Annotated in this window: 19 protein-coding genes; 14 read left to right on the top strand and 5 right to left on the bottom strand. The window is 72.4% G+C overall.

What is annotated here, in order from left to right:
• The first annotated feature begins 109 nt into the window (after window positions 1-109).
• The gene (locus tag ACFYZS_RS26310) at window positions 110-1150 is read left to right on the top strand and encodes a DMT family transporter (protein ID WP_389017326.1); all 1041 of its coding nucleotides are present in this window, start codon (window positions 110-112) and stop codon (window positions 1148-1150) included.
• Here the strand turns inward: ACFYZS_RS26310 and ACFYZS_RS26315 are convergent.
• Window positions 1132-1845, bottom strand: a complete 714-nt coding sequence (locus ACFYZS_RS26315) for a pyridoxamine 5'-phosphate oxidase family protein (RefSeq protein WP_389017329.1) — start codon at window positions 1843-1845, stop codon at window positions 1132-1134. The genes ACFYZS_RS26310 and ACFYZS_RS26315 overlap by 19 nt on opposite strands.
• Window positions 1846-1882: 37 nt before the next feature.
• Here ACFYZS_RS26315 and ACFYZS_RS26320 point away from each other — a divergent pair, with 37 nt between their 5' ends.
• The 4 genes from ACFYZS_RS26320 (at window position 1883) to ACFYZS_RS26335 (ending at window position 5399) form a co-directional block, all read left to right on the top strand.
• Window positions 1883-3214 carry an aminotransferase class I/II-fold pyridoxal phosphate-dependent enzyme gene (locus tag ACFYZS_RS26320; RefSeq protein WP_389017332.1) on the top strand — a complete coding sequence of 444 codons (1332 nt, stop codon included), beginning with the start codon at window positions 1883-1885 and terminating at the stop codon, window positions 3212-3214.
• Window positions 3215-3345: 131 nt separating this feature from the next.
• Complete coding sequence (locus ACFYZS_RS26325) at window positions 3346-3663, top strand: type VII secretion target (protein ID WP_389017871.1); 318 nt, start codon at window positions 3346-3348, stop codon at window positions 3661-3663.
• Window positions 3664-3666: 3 nt separating this feature from the next.
• Window positions 3667-4962 carry an amidase domain-containing protein gene (locus ACFYZS_RS26330; RefSeq protein ID WP_389017335.1) on the top strand — a complete coding sequence of 432 codons (1296 nt, stop codon included), beginning with the start codon at window positions 3667-3669 and terminating at the stop codon, window positions 4960-4962.
• Complete coding sequence (locus ACFYZS_RS26335) at window positions 4962-5399, top strand: hypothetical protein (protein WP_389017338.1); 438 nt, start codon at window positions 4962-4964, stop codon at window positions 5397-5399. The genes ACFYZS_RS26330 and ACFYZS_RS26335 overlap by 1 nt, the downstream gene beginning before the upstream one ends.
• Before the next feature lie 11 nt (window positions 5400-5410).
• Here the strand turns inward: ACFYZS_RS26335 and ACFYZS_RS26340 are convergent, their stop codons facing one another.
• Window positions 5411-6355: a DMT family transporter gene (locus tag ACFYZS_RS26340; protein ID WP_389017341.1), complete on the bottom strand. Its 945-nt coding sequence runs from the start codon at window positions 6353-6355 to the stop codon at window positions 5411-5413.
• Between the two features lie 74 nt (window positions 6356-6429).
• On the opposite strand from ACFYZS_RS26340, the gene ACFYZS_RS26345 reads away from it, so the two are divergent.
• Window positions 6430-7332 carry a LysR substrate-binding domain-containing protein gene (locus ACFYZS_RS26345; protein WP_389017344.1) on the top strand — a complete coding sequence of 301 codons (903 nt, stop codon included), beginning with the start codon at window positions 6430-6432 and terminating at the stop codon, window positions 7330-7332.
• Between the two features lie 12 nt (window positions 7333-7344).
• Here the strand turns inward: ACFYZS_RS26345 and ACFYZS_RS26350 are convergent, their stop codons facing one another.
• Window positions 7345-7803: a pyridoxamine 5'-phosphate oxidase family protein gene (locus ACFYZS_RS26350; RefSeq protein ID WP_389017347.1), complete on the bottom strand. Its 459-nt coding sequence runs from the start codon at window positions 7801-7803 to the stop codon at window positions 7345-7347.
• 76 nt (window positions 7804-7879) lie between these two features.
• Here ACFYZS_RS26350 and ACFYZS_RS26355 point away from each other — a divergent pair, with 76 nt between their 5' ends.
• The 8 genes from ACFYZS_RS26355 (at window position 7880) to ACFYZS_RS26390 (ending at window position 14670) form a co-directional block, all read left to right on the top strand.
• Window positions 7880-8491 carry a cysteine hydrolase gene (locus ACFYZS_RS26355; protein WP_389017349.1) on the top strand — a complete coding sequence of 204 codons (612 nt, stop codon included), beginning with the start codon at window positions 7880-7882 and terminating at the stop codon, window positions 8489-8491.
• Window positions 8492-8531: 40 nt separating this feature from the next.
• Window positions 8532-9371, top strand: a complete 840-nt coding sequence (locus ACFYZS_RS26360; RefSeq protein ID WP_389017351.1) for a HipA family kinase — start codon at window positions 8532-8534, stop codon at window positions 9369-9371.
• A complete protein-coding gene (locus ACFYZS_RS26365; protein ID WP_030158369.1) occupies window positions 9368-9751 on the top strand; it encodes a DUF3037 domain-containing protein in 384 nt (127 codons plus the stop codon). Before ACFYZS_RS26360 ends, ACFYZS_RS26365 begins: the two co-directional genes overlap by 4 nt.
• A 179-nt stretch (window positions 9752-9930) precedes the next feature.
• Window positions 9931-10692, top strand: a complete 762-nt coding sequence (gene fabG / locus ACFYZS_RS26370) for a 3-oxoacyl-ACP reductase FabG (RefSeq protein WP_389017354.1) — start codon at window positions 9931-9933, stop codon at window positions 10690-10692.
• A gap of 19 nt (window positions 10693-10711) precedes the next feature.
• A complete protein-coding gene (locus ACFYZS_RS26375; protein ID WP_389017357.1) occupies window positions 10712-11485 on the top strand; it encodes an SDR family oxidoreductase in 774 nt (257 codons plus the stop codon).
• 152 nt (window positions 11486-11637) lie between these two features.
• On the top strand, window positions 11638-13221 hold the full coding sequence (locus ACFYZS_RS26380) for an ABC transporter substrate-binding protein (protein WP_389017360.1): 1584 nt from the start codon (window positions 11638-11640) through the stop codon (window positions 13219-13221).
• Window positions 13222-13381: 160 nt separating this feature from the next.
• Entirely contained in the window at window positions 13382-14050 is a 669-nt protein-coding gene (locus tag ACFYZS_RS26385; protein ID WP_389017874.1) for a uracil-DNA glycosylase, read from the top strand.
• Between the two features lie 95 nt (window positions 14051-14145).
• Window positions 14146-14670 carry a hypothetical protein gene (locus tag ACFYZS_RS26390; RefSeq protein WP_389017878.1) on the top strand — a complete coding sequence of 175 codons (525 nt, stop codon included), beginning with the start codon at window positions 14146-14148 and terminating at the stop codon, window positions 14668-14670.
• Between the two features lie 63 nt (window positions 14671-14733).
• Here ACFYZS_RS26390 and ACFYZS_RS26395 read toward each other — a convergent pair whose 3' ends face one another.
• Window positions 14734-15303, bottom strand: coding sequence for a hypothetical protein (locus tag ACFYZS_RS26395; RefSeq protein WP_389017363.1), 570 nt, complete (start codon window positions 15301-15303; stop codon window positions 14734-14736).
• A 170-nt stretch (window positions 15304-15473) separates the two neighbouring features.
• The gene (locus ACFYZS_RS26400) at window positions 15474-15998 is read right to left on the bottom strand and encodes a DinB family protein (RefSeq protein ID WP_389017366.1); all 525 of its coding nucleotides are present in this window, start codon (window positions 15996-15998) and stop codon (window positions 15474-15476) included.
• Between the last annotated feature and the right edge of the window lie 33 nt (window positions 15999-16031).

Genomic DNA, 16031 nt, shown 5'->3' on the forward strand with positions numbered 1-16031 from the left:
AGCCGCCCCTGTGACGAGGACCCCGCCCGGGGAGTTCCCGGGCCGGTCCGCGCTGCCCGCGAAGCGATGACCTTCCCTTTCATCCTTCACGCACGCGCGGAGCACACTCGTGTCGAATCATTCGCCCGCTTCAGGGCGCAGTCTGCTGTACCTCGTCGTCGCCGGAGCCGCCTGGGGCACCGCCGGGGCGGCCGCCTCCCTCCTCTTCCTGGCCAGTGACCTCGGCCCGCTCGCCCTGTCGTTCTGGCGGTGCGCCGGCGGGCTGCTGGTGCTGCTCGGGGTCCTCGCCGTACGCCGGCCCCGGGGCGCGGCGGCCGCCGCGCGGGCCTCGGCACGGCCGTCGGTGGCCTCGCTCGTCGGGACCGGCCTGATGTTCACGCTCTTCCAGTCCGCGTACTTCGGCGCCGTGCGCGAGACCGGCCTGGCGGTCGGCACGGTGGTCACCCTCGGCGCCGGTCCCGTGCTGATCGCGGTCGGGGCCCGGTACTGGATGGGGGAGCGGCTCGGCCGGGGCGGCGCGGCCGCCGTCGTCGGGGCGCTCGCCGGGCTCGGCGTGCTCGTCCTGGGCGGCGGGGGAGGCGAGGTGCGGCCGCTCGGCGTCGGCTGGGCCCTGCTGTCGGCGGCCGGGTACGCCGGGATGACCTTGCGGGCCCGCTGGCTTGGGCGGCGCGGGGCGGGCGGGGACCCGCTGGTCACCACCGCCTGGTCGGTCGCGGTGGGCACGGTGTGCCTGCTGCCGCTCGCCGCAGCGGAGGGGCTGGTGCCGCACACCGCCGAGCTCGGGCGGGTGCTGTGGCTGCTGGTGTACGTGGCCACGGTGCCGACGGCGCTGGCGTACGCGCTGTACTTCACCGGAGCCGCCGCGGTGCGGGCCGCGACGGTGTCCGTGATCATGCTGATCGAGCCGGTCAGCGCGGCAGTGATCGCCGTGCTGGTGCTCGGGGAGCGGCTGACCGGCGCCGTGGTGCTGGGCACCGTACTGCTGCTGACGGCGGTGGGCGCGCTGATCGCGGCGGAGGCGGGCAGGGGCCGGGGCGGCCCCGCGGGCGGGCCGGAGGTCCGGCCCGCCCGTGAGCCGCGCAGGCCGCGAGGGGCGGATGAGTCCCGCGAGCCCGGTGAGCCCTGTGGGGCTCAGAGCGCGGCGAGGTAGTCCGGGGTGGCGATCCCGGGGGCCAGGTCGTCGGCCGGGATCGGGGTGCCGTGCACCGGCGTGACCGGCACCACGCCCGACCAGTAGGGCAGGCCCATGTCCTCGGGCTCGTCGTTGGGGCCGCCCGTACGGAGCTTCGCCGACACCTCGTTCAGGTCCAGGCGGATCACCGCGGTGGCGGCGAGCTCCTTGGCGTTGGCGGGCCGGGAGTCGGCCGAGCGGCCCGGGACCACGTGGTCGACGAGGGCGTCGAGGGCCATCCGGCGTTCGGCCTCGTCGGTCACCTGGTAGGCGGTGCCGTGCACGATCACCGAGCGGTAGTTGATCGAGTGGTGGAAGGCGGACCGCGCCAGCACCAGGCCGTCCACGTGCGTCACGGTCAGGCAGACCGGCAGGCCCGGGTCCGTCTGGCCGGCGGCGAGCAGCGGACGCGAGCCCGTCGAGCCGTGGACGTAGAGGGTCTCGCCCACCCGCCCGTACAGGGTCGGCAGGACGACGGGGGCGCCGTCGCGGACGAAGCCGAGGTGGCAGACGTAGGCCTGGTCGAGTATCGAGTGCACCGTCTCGCGGTCGTAGCGCGCCCGCTCGCGGGAGCGGCTCGGGACGGTGCGGTCGGTGGGCTCGTAGCCGCCGCCGGTCGTCCCGGTCGCTCCGTTCGTCTCGGGCATCTCTTGCGTGTCGGTCGTGGCGGTCATGGTGCAATCTCCGTTGTACTAGTGCATAATCGGCTTTGTGCTAGGAGAGTATCGGATCACAGGGCGTCGCGCATCGGATATCGCGGCGAGTGTCGAGGCGGGCGTCGGATCGGGCGCGCTGCCGCCCGGAGCGCTGCTGCCGCCGATGCGGGAGCTCGCGGGCGTGCTCGGGGTGAACCCGAACACCGTGGCCGCCGCCTACCGGACGCTGCGCGAGCGCGGGGTCATCGAGACCGACGGGCGGCGCGGCAGCCGGGTCCGGGGCCGCCCCGCGAGCGCCCCGCGCGACGAGCTGCGGGTGGCGGTGCCGCCCGGGGCGCGGGACGTGGCCTCCGGGAATCCGGACGTACGGCTGCTGCCCGCGCTGGACGCGGCCCTGGCCGGGGCCGCGCGGCGCTACGCGCAGGCGCCGACGCTGTACGGGGACGACCCGGTGGTGCCGGAGCTGGAGCGGCTGGCCAGGGCCGACCTGGACGCCGACGGTGTTCCCGCCGGGCCGGTGGGGGTGACCTCGGGGGCACTGGACGGGATCGAGCGGGTGCTGGCCGCGCACCTGCGGCCGGGGGACGCCGTGGCGATCGAGGACCCGGGCTGGGGATCCGTACTGGACCTGGCGGCGGCGCTGGGGCTGCGGGTGGTCCCGGTGGCGGTGGACGACGACGGGCCGGTCGTCTCCGCGGTGGAGCGGGTGCTGGCGCAGGGGGCGCGGGCGCTGCTGGTGACGGCGCGGGCGCAGAACCCGACCGGGGCGGCCGTCGGCGCCGAGCGTGCGGCGCAGCTGCGCGGCCTGCTGGCGCGGTACCCGGAGGTGTTGGTGGTCGACGACGACCACGGGCACGCCATCGTGGACCTGCCGCTGCACTCGCTCGGCGGGGTGACCCGGCACTGGGCCCTGGTCCGCTCCACGGCGAAGGCCTACGGCCCGGACCTGCGGCTGGCGGTGCTGACCGGCGACGCCGTGACCCTGGACCGGGTGCGGGGGCGGCAGCGGCTGGGCCCGGGGTGGGTGAGCCGGCTGCTCCAGTACGCCGTGGTCGAGCTGTGGAGCTCGGGGGCGGTGGACCGGGCGGCCGTCGCGCGCTCCTACGCGCAGCGGCGGGACGCGCTGGTCGAGGCGCTGCGGGAGCGGGGCGTGCCGGCGCACGGGCGCAGCGGGATGAACGTGTGGGTGCCGGTCGCGGACGAGACGGGCGCGGTGACGCGGCTGCTCGCGGCGGGCTGGGCGGTGGCCCCGGGCAGCCGGTTCCGGGTGGAGTCGGGGCCGGGCGTACGGATCACGGTGTCGGGCGTGCAGCCCGCCGAAGTGCCGGGGCTCGCGGCGGCCGTGGCCGCGTCGGTCCGCCGCACGACGGGCGGCCGCCTCGACTGAACCGCCCACCCGGAACCCGCCCCCAGGGCCTGTCTTCCCCCGCACCCGAAGCCTCGCCGTGTCGCTGGCGAAAACGCACGTATGAGCGAAGTTAGGCTGTTCGGGTACAACTCAGGGGGGACTGCGTGGACATGGACATCAAGACGTACTACGTGCGGCAAGGCGCGGGAGGTGCGGACGCGGCCGCCGAGAAGGCGTTGGAGAACCTCCGCAAGTCCCTCGATTCGAGCGACACGGCAGCCGCCGGCCACCACGGCTGGTCCTCCGCGGGGGCGTTGAAGCGGTGCGCGACCGCGTGGGAGGACCACATGGTCGACCTGGGGAAGCAGATGAACACCATGGCCGACAACCTCCACACCACGGCCAACGCCTACGACACCACCGACGCCCAGGCGCACGACGCCTTCGGCAGGCTCCGGCACGGCCTCGCCGACTTCGGGAGGAACTGACCGGTGGTCGCCTATCACGACCTGTACGACTGCCGGGTGGACCAGTGGCAGAAGGCGGCGGACGACTGGGTCGACCTCGCCCGCCGTTCTTCTTCCGCCTGCGAGGACATCCGCGCGCAGGGCAAGAGGCCACTCGACGACCACTGGGCGGACGCCACCGGCAAGCAGGCCGGCAAGCGCCTGGAGGACCTCGCCAACCGACTGGAGTCCGGCGGCGACATCATGAAGGGCGTGGCCATGGTCCTCGACGCCCTGGCCCATTCGATGGGATTCGCCCAGCGCACGCTCTTCCACGCGGCCGAGCTGGCGCGCGAGCGCGGGCTGAGCATCGAGGACGGCCGCGCCGTGGGCGCGTACACGGGGGCCGCACCCGTCGGCCCGAACGTGCCGCAGAACGTGCGCGACGCCTACACCAAGGAACTGGGCCAGATATCCGAGATCAACGGGCTGATCGACGAAGCCCTGCGCGAGGCTGACCAGGCGGACGCGAAGGCCTCCGCCGAACTGGACAAGCTCGCGACGACCATCAACGTCTCCGACACCTCGCAGGCGCACAACGAGATCCTCGTCGAGGCGTCCCACATCGAATTCGAGATGCTCCGCGCGGACATCCCGGTCGGGAAGGACCCGAACCTCCAGCGCGCCTGGTGGGACGGCCTGACCCCGCAGCAGCAGAAGGACCTCATGCGGGCCGACCCCGTGACCCTCGCCGACCTCAAGGGCCTGCCGCCCGAGGTCGGGCGCGAACTGCGCGGACCCGACGGGAAGATCGACCGGGTCGAGATGGTGCGGTACGCGCTCGACCACTGGGACAAGAAGGACGACCTGAAGTTCGAGAACAACTGCGCGAATTTCACGTCGTCGGCCCTTGAGGCCGGAGGGATGCAGAAGAAGTTCGACTTTTGGCTCGGTCCCCGGGGCGAGAACACCTGGGGTCGGGAGAGCGGCCTGGGGTGGGACTTCGTCGATCAACGGGCCTACCACTCCCGTTCATGGGCGCAAGCCAAGGGCTTGCACGGGTTCCTCCTGCACAACGGTGGTGAGGAGGTCGCGCGATCGGAAGCGCGCCCGGGCGACGTGATCTTCTACGAGCAGGTCGCCGCCGACCCCGCCGAGCCGCAGGGCGAGATCTATCACGCCGCCGTGGTCACTTCGGTAACCCCTGACGGCGACATCAAGCTGACCCAGCACACCAGCTCGTTCCAGAACGTGAGTCTGGAGAGCCGCGAACACGTTGCCACCAGGAACCACGGTGAGCAGCGCATCCACATCGTCCGACCGCATCCGAATTGGTACTGATGGAAACCTCCCCCTCCGCCGCCGCGTTCCACGACGCCGAGCGGAAGAACCCGGTCTCACCCGGCACGGTGATCGTGGCGTTGCTCGTCCCGGTCCTGGCTGCTCTCGGAGTGGTCAGTTCCTACAAGGTGCAGGCCATCCACGGGGACTGGGTCGACCGGCAGCAGGCGGCCTGCCGGCACATGCCCGTCCCTGCGATGGAACACGTCGCCGCGTGGGCGGGGCCGGTCCTCGGGCTGTCGGCCATGGTCGTCTGCATGCTGCTCGCCCGGTGGATCCGGCGTCGTCGTGGGGTCCGGCTCTGGGACACCTGGCCAGGGCTCCTGGCCTTCGTCTTCGCCCTGCTCAACGTCCTGGCGATCCTGCTGGAGCTGTTCACCCTGTGGGCGACTTACACGCCCGACGGTTCGGGGTCGATCCTCGGCGACTGCTGGTAGGCCCCCGCCCCCTAGCGGCGCCGCGTCTGGGTCAGGGCCGCGCCCGCCAGGACGATCGCCGCGCCCACCGGGGTGTTCCAGTGGAGCTGCTCGCCGAGGAGCAGGACGCCCGCCGTGGTGGCGATGACCGGGATGAAGTAGGTGACCATCTGGGCCGTGGTCGGGCCTACCTCCGACACCAGTCCGTACTGCATCTGCAGGGCCATCCCCGTGCCCAGTGCGCCCAGCGCGATCACCGACAGGGTCGGCCAGAGCGGGAACGCGGTGGGGGCCGAGGTGAACGCGGCGCTGAACGCCAGCAGTTGGACCGTGGACAGCATCAGCTGCGCACCGGTCAGCGCCACCGGCGAGCCCGGGACCGAGGCCAGCGTGCGCCGGACGTAGATCCAGCCGATCGGGTAGCAGAGCGAGGCGAGCAGGGCGAGCGCGGTGCCCTTGGCGTCGATCCCCGAGAAGCCCTGCCAGGCGCCGAGGACCGTCAGGACGCCGAGGAAGCCCAGGCCGAGGCCGGCGAAGCGGCGGCGCGTGGGGCGGTCCTCGGACAGGGCCACCAGCGACAGCGCCATGCCCCACAGCGGCGAGGTGGCGTTGCAGATACCGGCCAGGCTCGACGGGATGCTCAGCTCGGCGTACGAGAACAGCGAGAAGGGGAGGGTGTTGAGCAGCAGCGCCGCCACGAACAGGTGGCCCCAGGTGCGGCGGCCCCGGGGGAGCGGCTCGCGGCGCACCAGGAGCACGGCCAGCAGTGCGAGCGCCCCGGACAGCACCCGGCCGAGGGCGACCTGGAACGGCGCGTAGGCCTCCGTGCCCACCTTGATCAGCAGGAAGCTGAAGCCCCAGACCACCGAGAGGACCGCGAAGCGGATCCGCCAGTCCACCCGGGCGGTGCGGGGGGCGGTGACCGGCGGGGAGAGGGTGGGGCCGGGGATGGGGCGAGGGGTGGCGGGTGCGCTCATGAGGAGAACTCTGCTCCGCTCAACTACGTAGGACAAGCGAGATTTCTTCGCAGTCACGGCGTAGCATTGCTTACATGTTGAACCTGGAGCGCCTGCGCACCCTCGATGCCCTCGCCCGCCACGGCTCGGTCAGCGGAGCGGCCGACGGGCTCCACGTCACCACGTCCGCCGTCTCCCAGCAGATGGCCAAGCTGGAGCGGGAGGTCGGCCAGCCGCTGCTGGCCAAGAACGGGCGCGGGGTCCGGCTCACGGACGCCGGACGGCTGCTCGCCGATCACGCGGCCCGGATCATCTCCCAGGTGGAGCTCGCCCAGGCCGACGTGGAGGCCCAGCGGGGCTGCGCGGTCGGCGAGCTGCGGATCGGCGCCTTCCCGACGGCCATGCGCGGGCTGCTGCCCCAGGCGCTGACCGTCCTGCGCGCCGACCACCCCGAACTGCGGACCCGGGTGCGGGAGCAGGAGCCGGAGGACGGCATGGCGGCGGTCGTCCGCGGGGACCTCGACCTGGCGCTGGCCATCGACTGGCACAACAAGCGGATGCCGGTCCCCGCCGAGCTCACCCGGGCGCACCTGCTCGACGACTCCTGCGACATCGCCGTGCCGGCCGGCCACCGGCTGGCCGACCGCGACCGGATCTCGCTCGCCGAGTTCGCCGACGAGGACTGGATCTCCTGGAACGAGGGCCAGTTCTGCCACGAATGGCTCGTGTACACGCTGCGCGGAACCGGCATCGAACCGCGCATCGCGCACATCGCCGAGGAGCACCACACCCAGCTGGCTTTCGTGGAGGCGGGGCTCGGCGTGTGCGTGGCGCCCCGGCTCGGGCGCGGCCCGGTGCCGCCCGGGGTCCGGCTGCTGCCCGTGAGCGATGCCGTCCGGCGCCACGTGTACGTCGTCTGGCGGGCGGACGCGGACCGGCGGCCCTCGATCCGGGCCGCCGTGGCGGCACTCGGGCAGGCCGCCGCCGCGGTGGTGTAGCCGCCGGCCCGGTCAGAGCTTGCGGAAGTCCCAGGAGACGATCGACTCCGGGGTGAGGCGGATCCAGGCGTGGCGGCCGTCGTGCGGCATCTCCTCGATGCCGAAGTTCTTGGCCGGAAAGAGCCGTTCCGCCTCCGCCAGCTCCGGGCAGGGCTCGCCCGTGCGCGGGGCCTCGCCCACGAAGACGGCACTGCCGCAGAGTTCGACCCCGCGCAGCTCGTCGTACGCCTCGCCCGCGTCCACGACCACCGAGATCCGCGGGTCCTTCCGCAGGTCCGACCAGCGGCGGCTGCGGGTGATCGAGTACAGCCACAGCGAGGTGCCGTCCCAGGCGAACCACAGGGCGCCCACGTGCGGACGGCCGTCCGCCGAGACGGTCGCCACCCGGCAGGTGCGCTGCTCGCGCAGGAAGGCGTCCACTTCCGCGTCGGTCATCATGATGCGGCGGCCCCGCCGCTGTGATCCGTCCATCCGTCCCGCACCCCTTCACATCTGACTGAGTGTCAGGAATCATGCGGGATCGACCGCCGTCACGCCAGGGGGAGCCATGCCGGAACTCGATCCCGCCACCACCGCGCTGCTCACCGTCGAGTGCCAGAACGGCGTCGTCGGCGAGGAGAGCGCCCTGCCCGAGCTCGCCAAGGAGGCCCGGGACTCGGGGATGCTGGGGCGGGTGGCCGCGCTGGTGGACGCCGCGCACGCGGCCGGCGTACAGGTCCTGCACGCGATCGCCGAGCGGCGGCCGGACGGGCTGGCGGCCAACGACAACGCCCGGCTGTTCCGGGCCGCCGGGAAACTGCCCGTCAAGCAGCTGTCCGGGAGCCCGGCGGTGGAGGTGGCGGCGCCCATCGAGGTGGCCGAGAACGACCTGGTGGTCCGCCGGCTGCACGGGCTCTCGCCGATCGCCGGCACCGACGTGGACGCCCTCCTGCGCAACCTCGGCATCCGCACCCTCGTCGTCGCCGGGGTCTCCTCGAACATCGCGATCCCGAACACCGTCTTCGACGCGGTCAACCTCGGCTACCGGGTCGTCGTGCCCTGCGACGCCATCGCGGGCGTGCCCGCCGCGTACACCGCCGAGGTGATCCGCAACTCGCTGGCGCTCGTCGCGACGATCACCACCGCCGACGCCCTGCTGGAGCGGTGGGCCCCCGCCTGAGGGGTGGGCTCCCGCGCGCCGGCCCCCGTAACCTGGGCGGATGCTGTCCGAAGTGATCGCGACCCGTTACGTCACGCCCTTGCGTGAGGGCGGCTCGCTCCCGGGGATCGTCGAGGCCGACGATCTCGGGACCTACGTCATGAAATTCACCGGAGCCGGCCAGGGGCGCAAGACCCTGGTCGCCGAGGTCATCTGCGGGCGCCTGGCCCAGCGGCTGGGCCTGCGGGTGCCGCGGCTGGTGCAGATGCAGCTCGACCCCGTGATCGGGCTCGGCGAGCCGGACCAGGAGGTCCAGGAGCTGCTCAAGGCCAGCGGCGGGCTCAACCTCGGCATGGACTACCTGCCCGGCTCGATCGGCTTCGACCCGCTCGCGTACCAGGTGGACCCGGCCGAGGCCGGGCGCGTGGTCTGGTTCGACGCGCTGATCAACAACGTCGACCGGTCCTGGCGCAACCCGAACATGCTGGTCTGGCACGGGGACCTGTGGCTGATCGACCACGGCGCCACCATGATCTGGCACCACAACTGGCCCACCGCCCAGAGCGCCGCGGCCAAGCCGTACAACGCCTCCGACCACGTCCTGGCCCCCTTCGGCCCGGACGTCGCGGCGGCGGCCGCCGCCCTCGCGCCGCTGGTCACGAGGGAACTGCTCGAAGAGGTCGTCGCCGACGTGCCCGACGAGTGGCTGGTCGACGAGCCCGGCTTCGACTCCACCGACGCGCTGCGCCGCGCTTACGTGGACGTGCTGCTGCCGCGCGCGGCCACGATCCACGAGAGGATCTCGACGGAGGCCGAGGTGAAGCCCCGGTCGGGTCCCCCCGGCTGGCTCGCCGACCGCCTCGACCCCCGCCCCCGGAAGAACAAGAGCGACAACGAGTGACCAAGCGGGACGTGTTCGAGTACGCGCTGGTGCGCGTGGTGCCCCGGATGGAGCGCGGCGAGTGCTTCAACGCCGGCGTGATCGTCTACTGCCGGGCCCGCTCGTACGTGGCCGCGCGCACCCATCTGGACGAGGCCAAGCTCCTCGCCCTGGACCCGAAGGCCGACGTGGCGGGCGTACGGGCGGCCCTGCGTGCCGTGGAGGGCGTGTGCAGCGGCGGCGAGCGGGCCGGCCAGGCCGCGGGTGACGACGCGGGACGCCGGTTCCGCTGGCTGATCGCCCCGCGCAGCACGGTGGTGCAGCCCGGGCCCGTGCACACCGGCCTGACGGCCGACCCGGAGGCCGAGGTGGAACGGCTGCTCGACCTGTTGGTCCGCTGATCGTACGGCCATCCGCGCGCTGATCCGCACGGTGGCCGCCACGCCCTGTGGAGCCCTGGCGGCGGCGGCCGTTGACACCGGGTGCCAGGGCTCCTAGCGTCTCCTCAGCTGAAGCTACTAAGCGGTTGCTCACCCATGGGGAGCCGCTGATGAGGATTCCGAGGGCGAGGAGATCCACCATGTCCACCACCGAGCAGCGCGTCGCGATCGTGACCGGGGCGGCCCGGGGCATCGGCGCGGCCACCGCCGTGCGCCTGGCCGCCGAGGGCCGGGCGGTCGCCGTACTCGATCTCGACGAGGCGGCCTGCAAGGACACCGTCGAGGCGATCACGGCGGCCGGCGGGAAGGCCCTGGCGGTCGGCTGCGACGTCAGCGACGCGGCGCAGGTGGAGGCGGCCGTCGAGCGCGTCGCGAGCACCCTGGGCGCGCCGACCGTCCTGGTCAACAACGCGGGCGTGCTGCGCGACAACCTGCTCTTCAAGATGAGCGAGAACGACTGGGACACCGTCATGAACGTGCACCTGCGCGGTGCGTTCCTGATGTCGAAGGCCTGTCAGAAGTACATGGTGGAGGCCAAGTTCGGCCGCATCGTGAACCTCTCCAGCAGCTCGGCGCTGGGCAACCGCGGCCAGGTCAACTACTCCGCGGCCAAGGCCGGCCTGCAGGGCTTCACCAAGACCCTGGCCATCGAGCTCGGCAAGTTCGGCGTCACCGCGAACGCCGTCGCCCCCGGCTTCATCGTCACGGAGATGACCGCGCAGACGGCCGCGCGCGTGGGCATGGGCTTCGAGGACTTCCAGGCCGCCGCGGCCACCCAGATCCCCGTCCAGCGCGTCGGCCGCCCGGAGGACATCGCCAACGCGATCGCCTTCTTCACGGGCGAGGCCGCCGGCTTCGTCTCCGGCCAGGTCATGTACGTGGCCGGCGGCCCGCTCAACTGACGAGAGGCAGGCGCAGGTCATGACGGACAACAGCACGCAGGCGGCGGCGGACAGCGGCAAGGTCGCGCTGATCACCGGAGGGAGCCGGGGCATCGGCTACGGCATCGCCGAGGCGCTCGTCGCCCGCGGCGACCGGGTGTGCATCACGGGTCGCAACGAGGACGCCCTCAAGGAGGCCGTCGAGGCGCTGGGCGCGGACCGGGTGATCGGGGTGGCCGGCAAGGCCCACGACGAGGCCCACCAGGGCGTCGCGGTCGAGCGGACGATGGAGGCCTTCGGGCGCGTCGACTTCCTGATCAACAACGCGGGCACCAACCCGGTCTTCGGCCCGATCGCGGACCTCGACCTCGGCGTCGCGCGCAAGGTCTTCGAGACCAACGTGATCTCGGCCCTCGGGTTCGCCCAGCGGACCTGGCACGCCTGGCAGAAGGACAACGGCGGCGCGATCGTGAACATCGCGTCCATCGCCGGCGTCTCCGCCTCGCCGTTCATCGGCGCGTACGGGATGAGCAAGGCCGCCATGGTCAACCTCACCCTCCAGCTCGCCCACGAGATGGCGCCCCGGGTCCGGGTCAACGCGATCGCCCCCGCGGTGGTCAAGACGAAGTTCGCGCAGGCGCTCTACGAGGGCCGGGAGCAGGAGGCCGCGGCGGCCTATCCGCTCGGCCGGCTGGGACTGCCGGAGGACATCGGCGGAGCGGCCGCTTTTCTTACATCTGCACAAGCGGAATGGATCACCGGCCAAACTCTGGTCGTTGACGGGGGAATGTTCCTCAATGCCGGAGTGCACTGATCGATAATCGGACGCATTTGCCTCCCAGGGGGAGGCAAATGCGTACCTAACGTGCACGAAATCGGTCAAGTGTCACATGAAACCTGCCCATTGGATTTGTGAGGCACTGCGGTAGGGTCTGCCGCACCCCTGGCTGATCGAGGAGCGTGCACGTGTTCATCCGGACCAGATGCCTGCAGATCACTGCAGCCCTTGCGTCCATATCCCTGCTCGCCGGATGCGGTCTGCTTTCGGACGACAGCAGCGACGCCGCGAAGAGAATCGTCGTCGGCACGACGAGCGCCCCGAGCACCCTCGATCCCGCCGCCGCCTGGGACGGTTCCTGGGAGCTGTACCGGAACGTCTACCAGACCCTGCTGGCATTCCCGACGGGCTCCACCAAGCCCCAGCCGGACGCGGCCCAGACCTGCGAGTTCACGGATTCCGCGAACGAGTCGTACCGCTGCACCCTGAAAAAGGGCCTGAAGTTCTCCGACGGCGAGCCGCTCGACGCCAAGGCGGTCAAGCACTCCCTCGACCGGATCCGGACGATCAACTCCCAGACCGGCCCGAAGGACCTCTTCGGCAGCCTGGACAAGATCGAGACCCCGGACGCCCTGACGGTCGTCTTCCACCTGAAGACCCCCGACGCCACGTTCCCCTTCGTGCTCGGCTCGCCGGCCGCCTCCCTGGTCGCGCCCAACGAGTACCCGGCCGACAAGGTCCGCGAGGACGGCAAGATCACCGGCTCCGGCCCGTTCGTGCTCGACTCGTACAAGGAGGGCAGCGAGGCCGTCCTCGGCAAGAACGGGTCCTACAACGGCTTCGCGAACCGGCGCAACGACGGCGTGACCATCCGCTACTTCGCGGACTCCACCAAGATGGTCGCCGCGCTCAAGGCCAAGGAGATCGACGCCACCTACCGCGGTCTGTCGGCCCCCGAGATCAAGGACCTGCAGACCCCCGCCTCGCACAACCAGGGCGTCCAGGTCGTCGAGAACGTCGGCGCGGAGATCCGCTACCTGGTCTTCAACCCGAAGGACCCGCAGGTCGCGAAGCTGCCCGTGCGCCAGGCCATCGCGCAGATCGTCGACCGCGGCGCGATCGTCTCCAAGGTCTACCAGGGCACCGCCGAACCGCTGTACTCCATGGTCCCCAAGGGGGTCGTGGGCCACAAGACGCCCTTCTACGACAAGTACGGCCAGGCGGACGTCAAGAAGGCCCAGAAGCTGCTCAAGGACGCCGGGATCCCCACGCCGGTGGACCTGACCTTCTGGTACACCACCGACCGCTACGGCGCCTCCACGGCCGACGAGTTCACCGAGCTCAAGCGCCAGCTGGACGAGAGCGGCCTCTTCAAGGTCACCCTGCGCGGCCAGCCCTGGAAGGTGTTCCAGGTCGGCTACAAGAACGGCGAGTACCCGGTCTTCGGCCGCGGCTGGTTCCCCGACTTCCCGGACCCGGACAACTTCATCGCGCCGTTCGTCGGCAAGGAGAACGCGGTCGGCACCCCGTACGAGCCGGGCCAGATCCTCACCGACCTGCTGCCCAAGTCCCGCCGCGAGAGCGACCGCTCGGCCGGCGTCCACGAGTTCGAGCAGGCCCAGCAGATCTTCGCCGAGGACGTCCGGCTGCTGCCGCTGTGGCAGGGCAAGCTCTACGTCGCCGCCCGCGAGGACATCGCCGGCGCCGAGCGGGCCCTCGACCCGCAGACCGCCATGCAGATGTGGGAGCTGTACCGCAAGACCAGCTGGTAGCCGGTGCGCCTGCGCGCGCCCGCCGCCCCGACGCCGCGTCCGCGGGTGCCCCAGGGTGCCCGCGGATGCGGCGTTGTCAGTGGCCCCCGGTAGGTTCTGGAGGTGTCGCGCCGCACAGGCACGCGCGAAACTTGTACCGGAGGTTGTAGACGTGACCGAGATGCTGCCCGAGTCCTGGCTCCCCGTCCTCGGCGACGAGCTGGAGAAGCCCTACTTCCGCGAGCTCACCGAGTTCGTCGAGAAGGAGCGGGCGAACGGGCCGGTCTACCCGCCCCACGAGCAGGTCTTCGCCGCCCTGGATGCCACCCCGTTCGACCGGGTGAAGGTCCTGGTCCTCGGCCAGGACCCCTACCACGGCGCCGGCCAGGGTCACGGCCTGTGCTTCTCCGTGCGTCCCGGGGTCAAGACCCCGCCCTCCCTGCGCAACATCTACAAGGAGATGCACGCGGAGCTGGGCACCCCGATCCCGGACAACGGGTACCTGATGCCGTGGGCCGAGCAGGGCGTCCTGCTGCTCAACGCGGTCCTCACCGTCCGCGAGGCCGAGCCCAACTCGCACAAGGGCAAGGGCTGGGAGAAGTTCACCGACGCGGTCATCCGCGCCGTGGCCGACCGCCCCGACCCGGCCGTCTTCGTCCTGTGGGGCGCCTACGCGCAGAAGAAGCTCCCGCTGATCGACGAGGAGCGGCACGCGGTCGTCAAGGGCGCCCACCCCTCCCCGCTGTCGGCCAAGAAGTTCTTCGGCTCCCGGCCCTTCACGCAGATCAACGAGGCCGTCGCGGCCCAGGGGCATGAGCCGATCGACTGGACGATCCCGGACCTGGGCTGACGCCCCACCGCGCCTCGGTGCCAGAACCGGCGCCTCCGGTTAGCGTCGTGACGATCAGACCGGAGCAGGTCTGGCAGAGCAGGCCGGAGGCCGCCGTGACGGAGCAGCAGGAGGCGTCGGAGGACGCCGTCATGACCAGGATCGGCCAGGCCGTCATCCTGCTGCACGCCGGTGACCGCGAGGAGGCCCGCAACCGCCTCGGCGAGATCTGGACCGAGATCGGCGAGGACGGCGACTCCCTCCACCGCTGCACGCTCGCGCACTACCTGGCCGACGCCCAGGACGATCCCGCCGACGAACTGGCCTGGGACCTGCGGGCCCTGACCGCCGCCGACGGGCCGGCGCCGGGGCTGCGGGACGGGCTGCCCGCGCAGCACGAGCCCCATCCGGCCGTGCGCGCGTTCTACCCGTCGCTGCACCTCAACCTGGCCGCCGACTACGTGAAACTCCAGCGGCCCGAGGCGGCGCGGCTGCACCTGGCCCGGGCCCGGGCCGCCACCGGGGTCCTGTCCGACGACGGGTACGGGAACGGCGTACGGGCGGCCATCGCCCGGCTGGAGCGGCGCCTGGCCGCGGAACCGGGCAGGGGGCCCCGTCCGTTCCCCGAGCAGAACCCGTAGCGGATCGGCGGATCGGCAGATCAGCGGCCCGACAGATCGGCGACTCGGCGGATCGGCGGCCGCTCAGCCGTCGTGGACGCCCGCGCAGATCCGGGCCTCCGGGCTGTCCGGGTGCCAGCGCCCGTGCCGGCGGCCCAGCGCGCACACGTCCGCGGGCCGCACCGGCAGCTCCCTCATCAGCTCGCGCGGGACCTCGGCGTCGGGCCCCGGCCGGTCCGCGCGGCCCCCCTTGCCCCCCGCGCCGTGCCGGGAGGGCCGGTGCGGCTCCGGGATGTCCGGCACCGGGGGGACGGCCCGTGAGGCCTCTCCGGCGCCCGCGCCCGTCCCCGGCATGCCCGCCGCTCCCGCCGGAGCCGCCGCCCCGCGCGGCGCGGACGCCCCGCCCCCGGCGGGGGCCGCCGGCTGCGCGGACTGCTCCGGTACCGCCTTCAGGGCCTCCAGGGCCGGTGCCTGTACCTCCACCGGCACGGCCCCCGGTCCGCCGCGCGGCTCGTGCCGTGGCGGGGCCGCCGCCGTCCCGGGGGCGGCCGCCGGCTGCATCGGGGCGGGTGTCACATTCACGCAGCCGGAGACGGCCGAGACGGCACAGGCGACTCCGAGCAGCAGCTTTGTCGTGGTTCGCGTTGGATGCACTCGCGCAACTCTGCTGTGCGAGGACCCCGTTGCGAAATCCGGAGCCGAAATTGACCCCGCACGGGTGACGGACATCCCCCGGACACCCGCCCGTCACCTCCCGCGGCGATGGGCGTGCGGTCGCCGTGCCGCCGGGGTGCGGCCGGCGTGCCGTCGGCCCGTGCCCCGCGTCAGTCGCCCGTGGCACCGTCGATCTGCTCGCGCAGCAGGTCCGCGTGCCCGTTGTGACGCGCGTACTCCTCGATCATGTGCGTGTAGACCCAGCGCAGGCTGAACGTCTCGCCGCGGTGGTGGCTCTCCGCATCCGACAACAGGTCCAGCGAACGGCCCGCCGCGGCCTGCCGCGCCAGCTCGACCTCCGTCTGCCAGGTCTGCTCGGCCTCGGTCCAGGTGGCCCCGGGGCCGAAGTGGAAGTCCCCGTCCGGGTCCTCCTGCGTGCAGTACAGCTCGGGGAGGTCCTCGCCCAGCATGATCTCCCGGAACCAGTACCGCTCCACCTCCGCCATGTGCCGTACGAGGCCCAGCAGGCTCAGCTCGGACGGCGGGAGCGGGGCACGGCCCAGCTGCTCCTCCCCGAGGCCCTCGCACTTCCAGGCGAGGGTGGCGCGGTGGTAGTCGAGCCAGCCGTCCAGCATCTCCCGCTCGTTCGCGGTGGTGGAGGGCTCGGTGCGGTGGGATCCGGTGGTGGTGGTCATGCCGCCATCCTCGGCGAACGCGGGCCCCGCCAC

This window comes from Streptomyces sp. NPDC001903 (assembly GCF_042891345.1).
Taxonomy (GTDB): Bacteria; Actinomycetota; Actinomycetes; order Streptomycetales; family Streptomycetaceae; genus Streptomyces.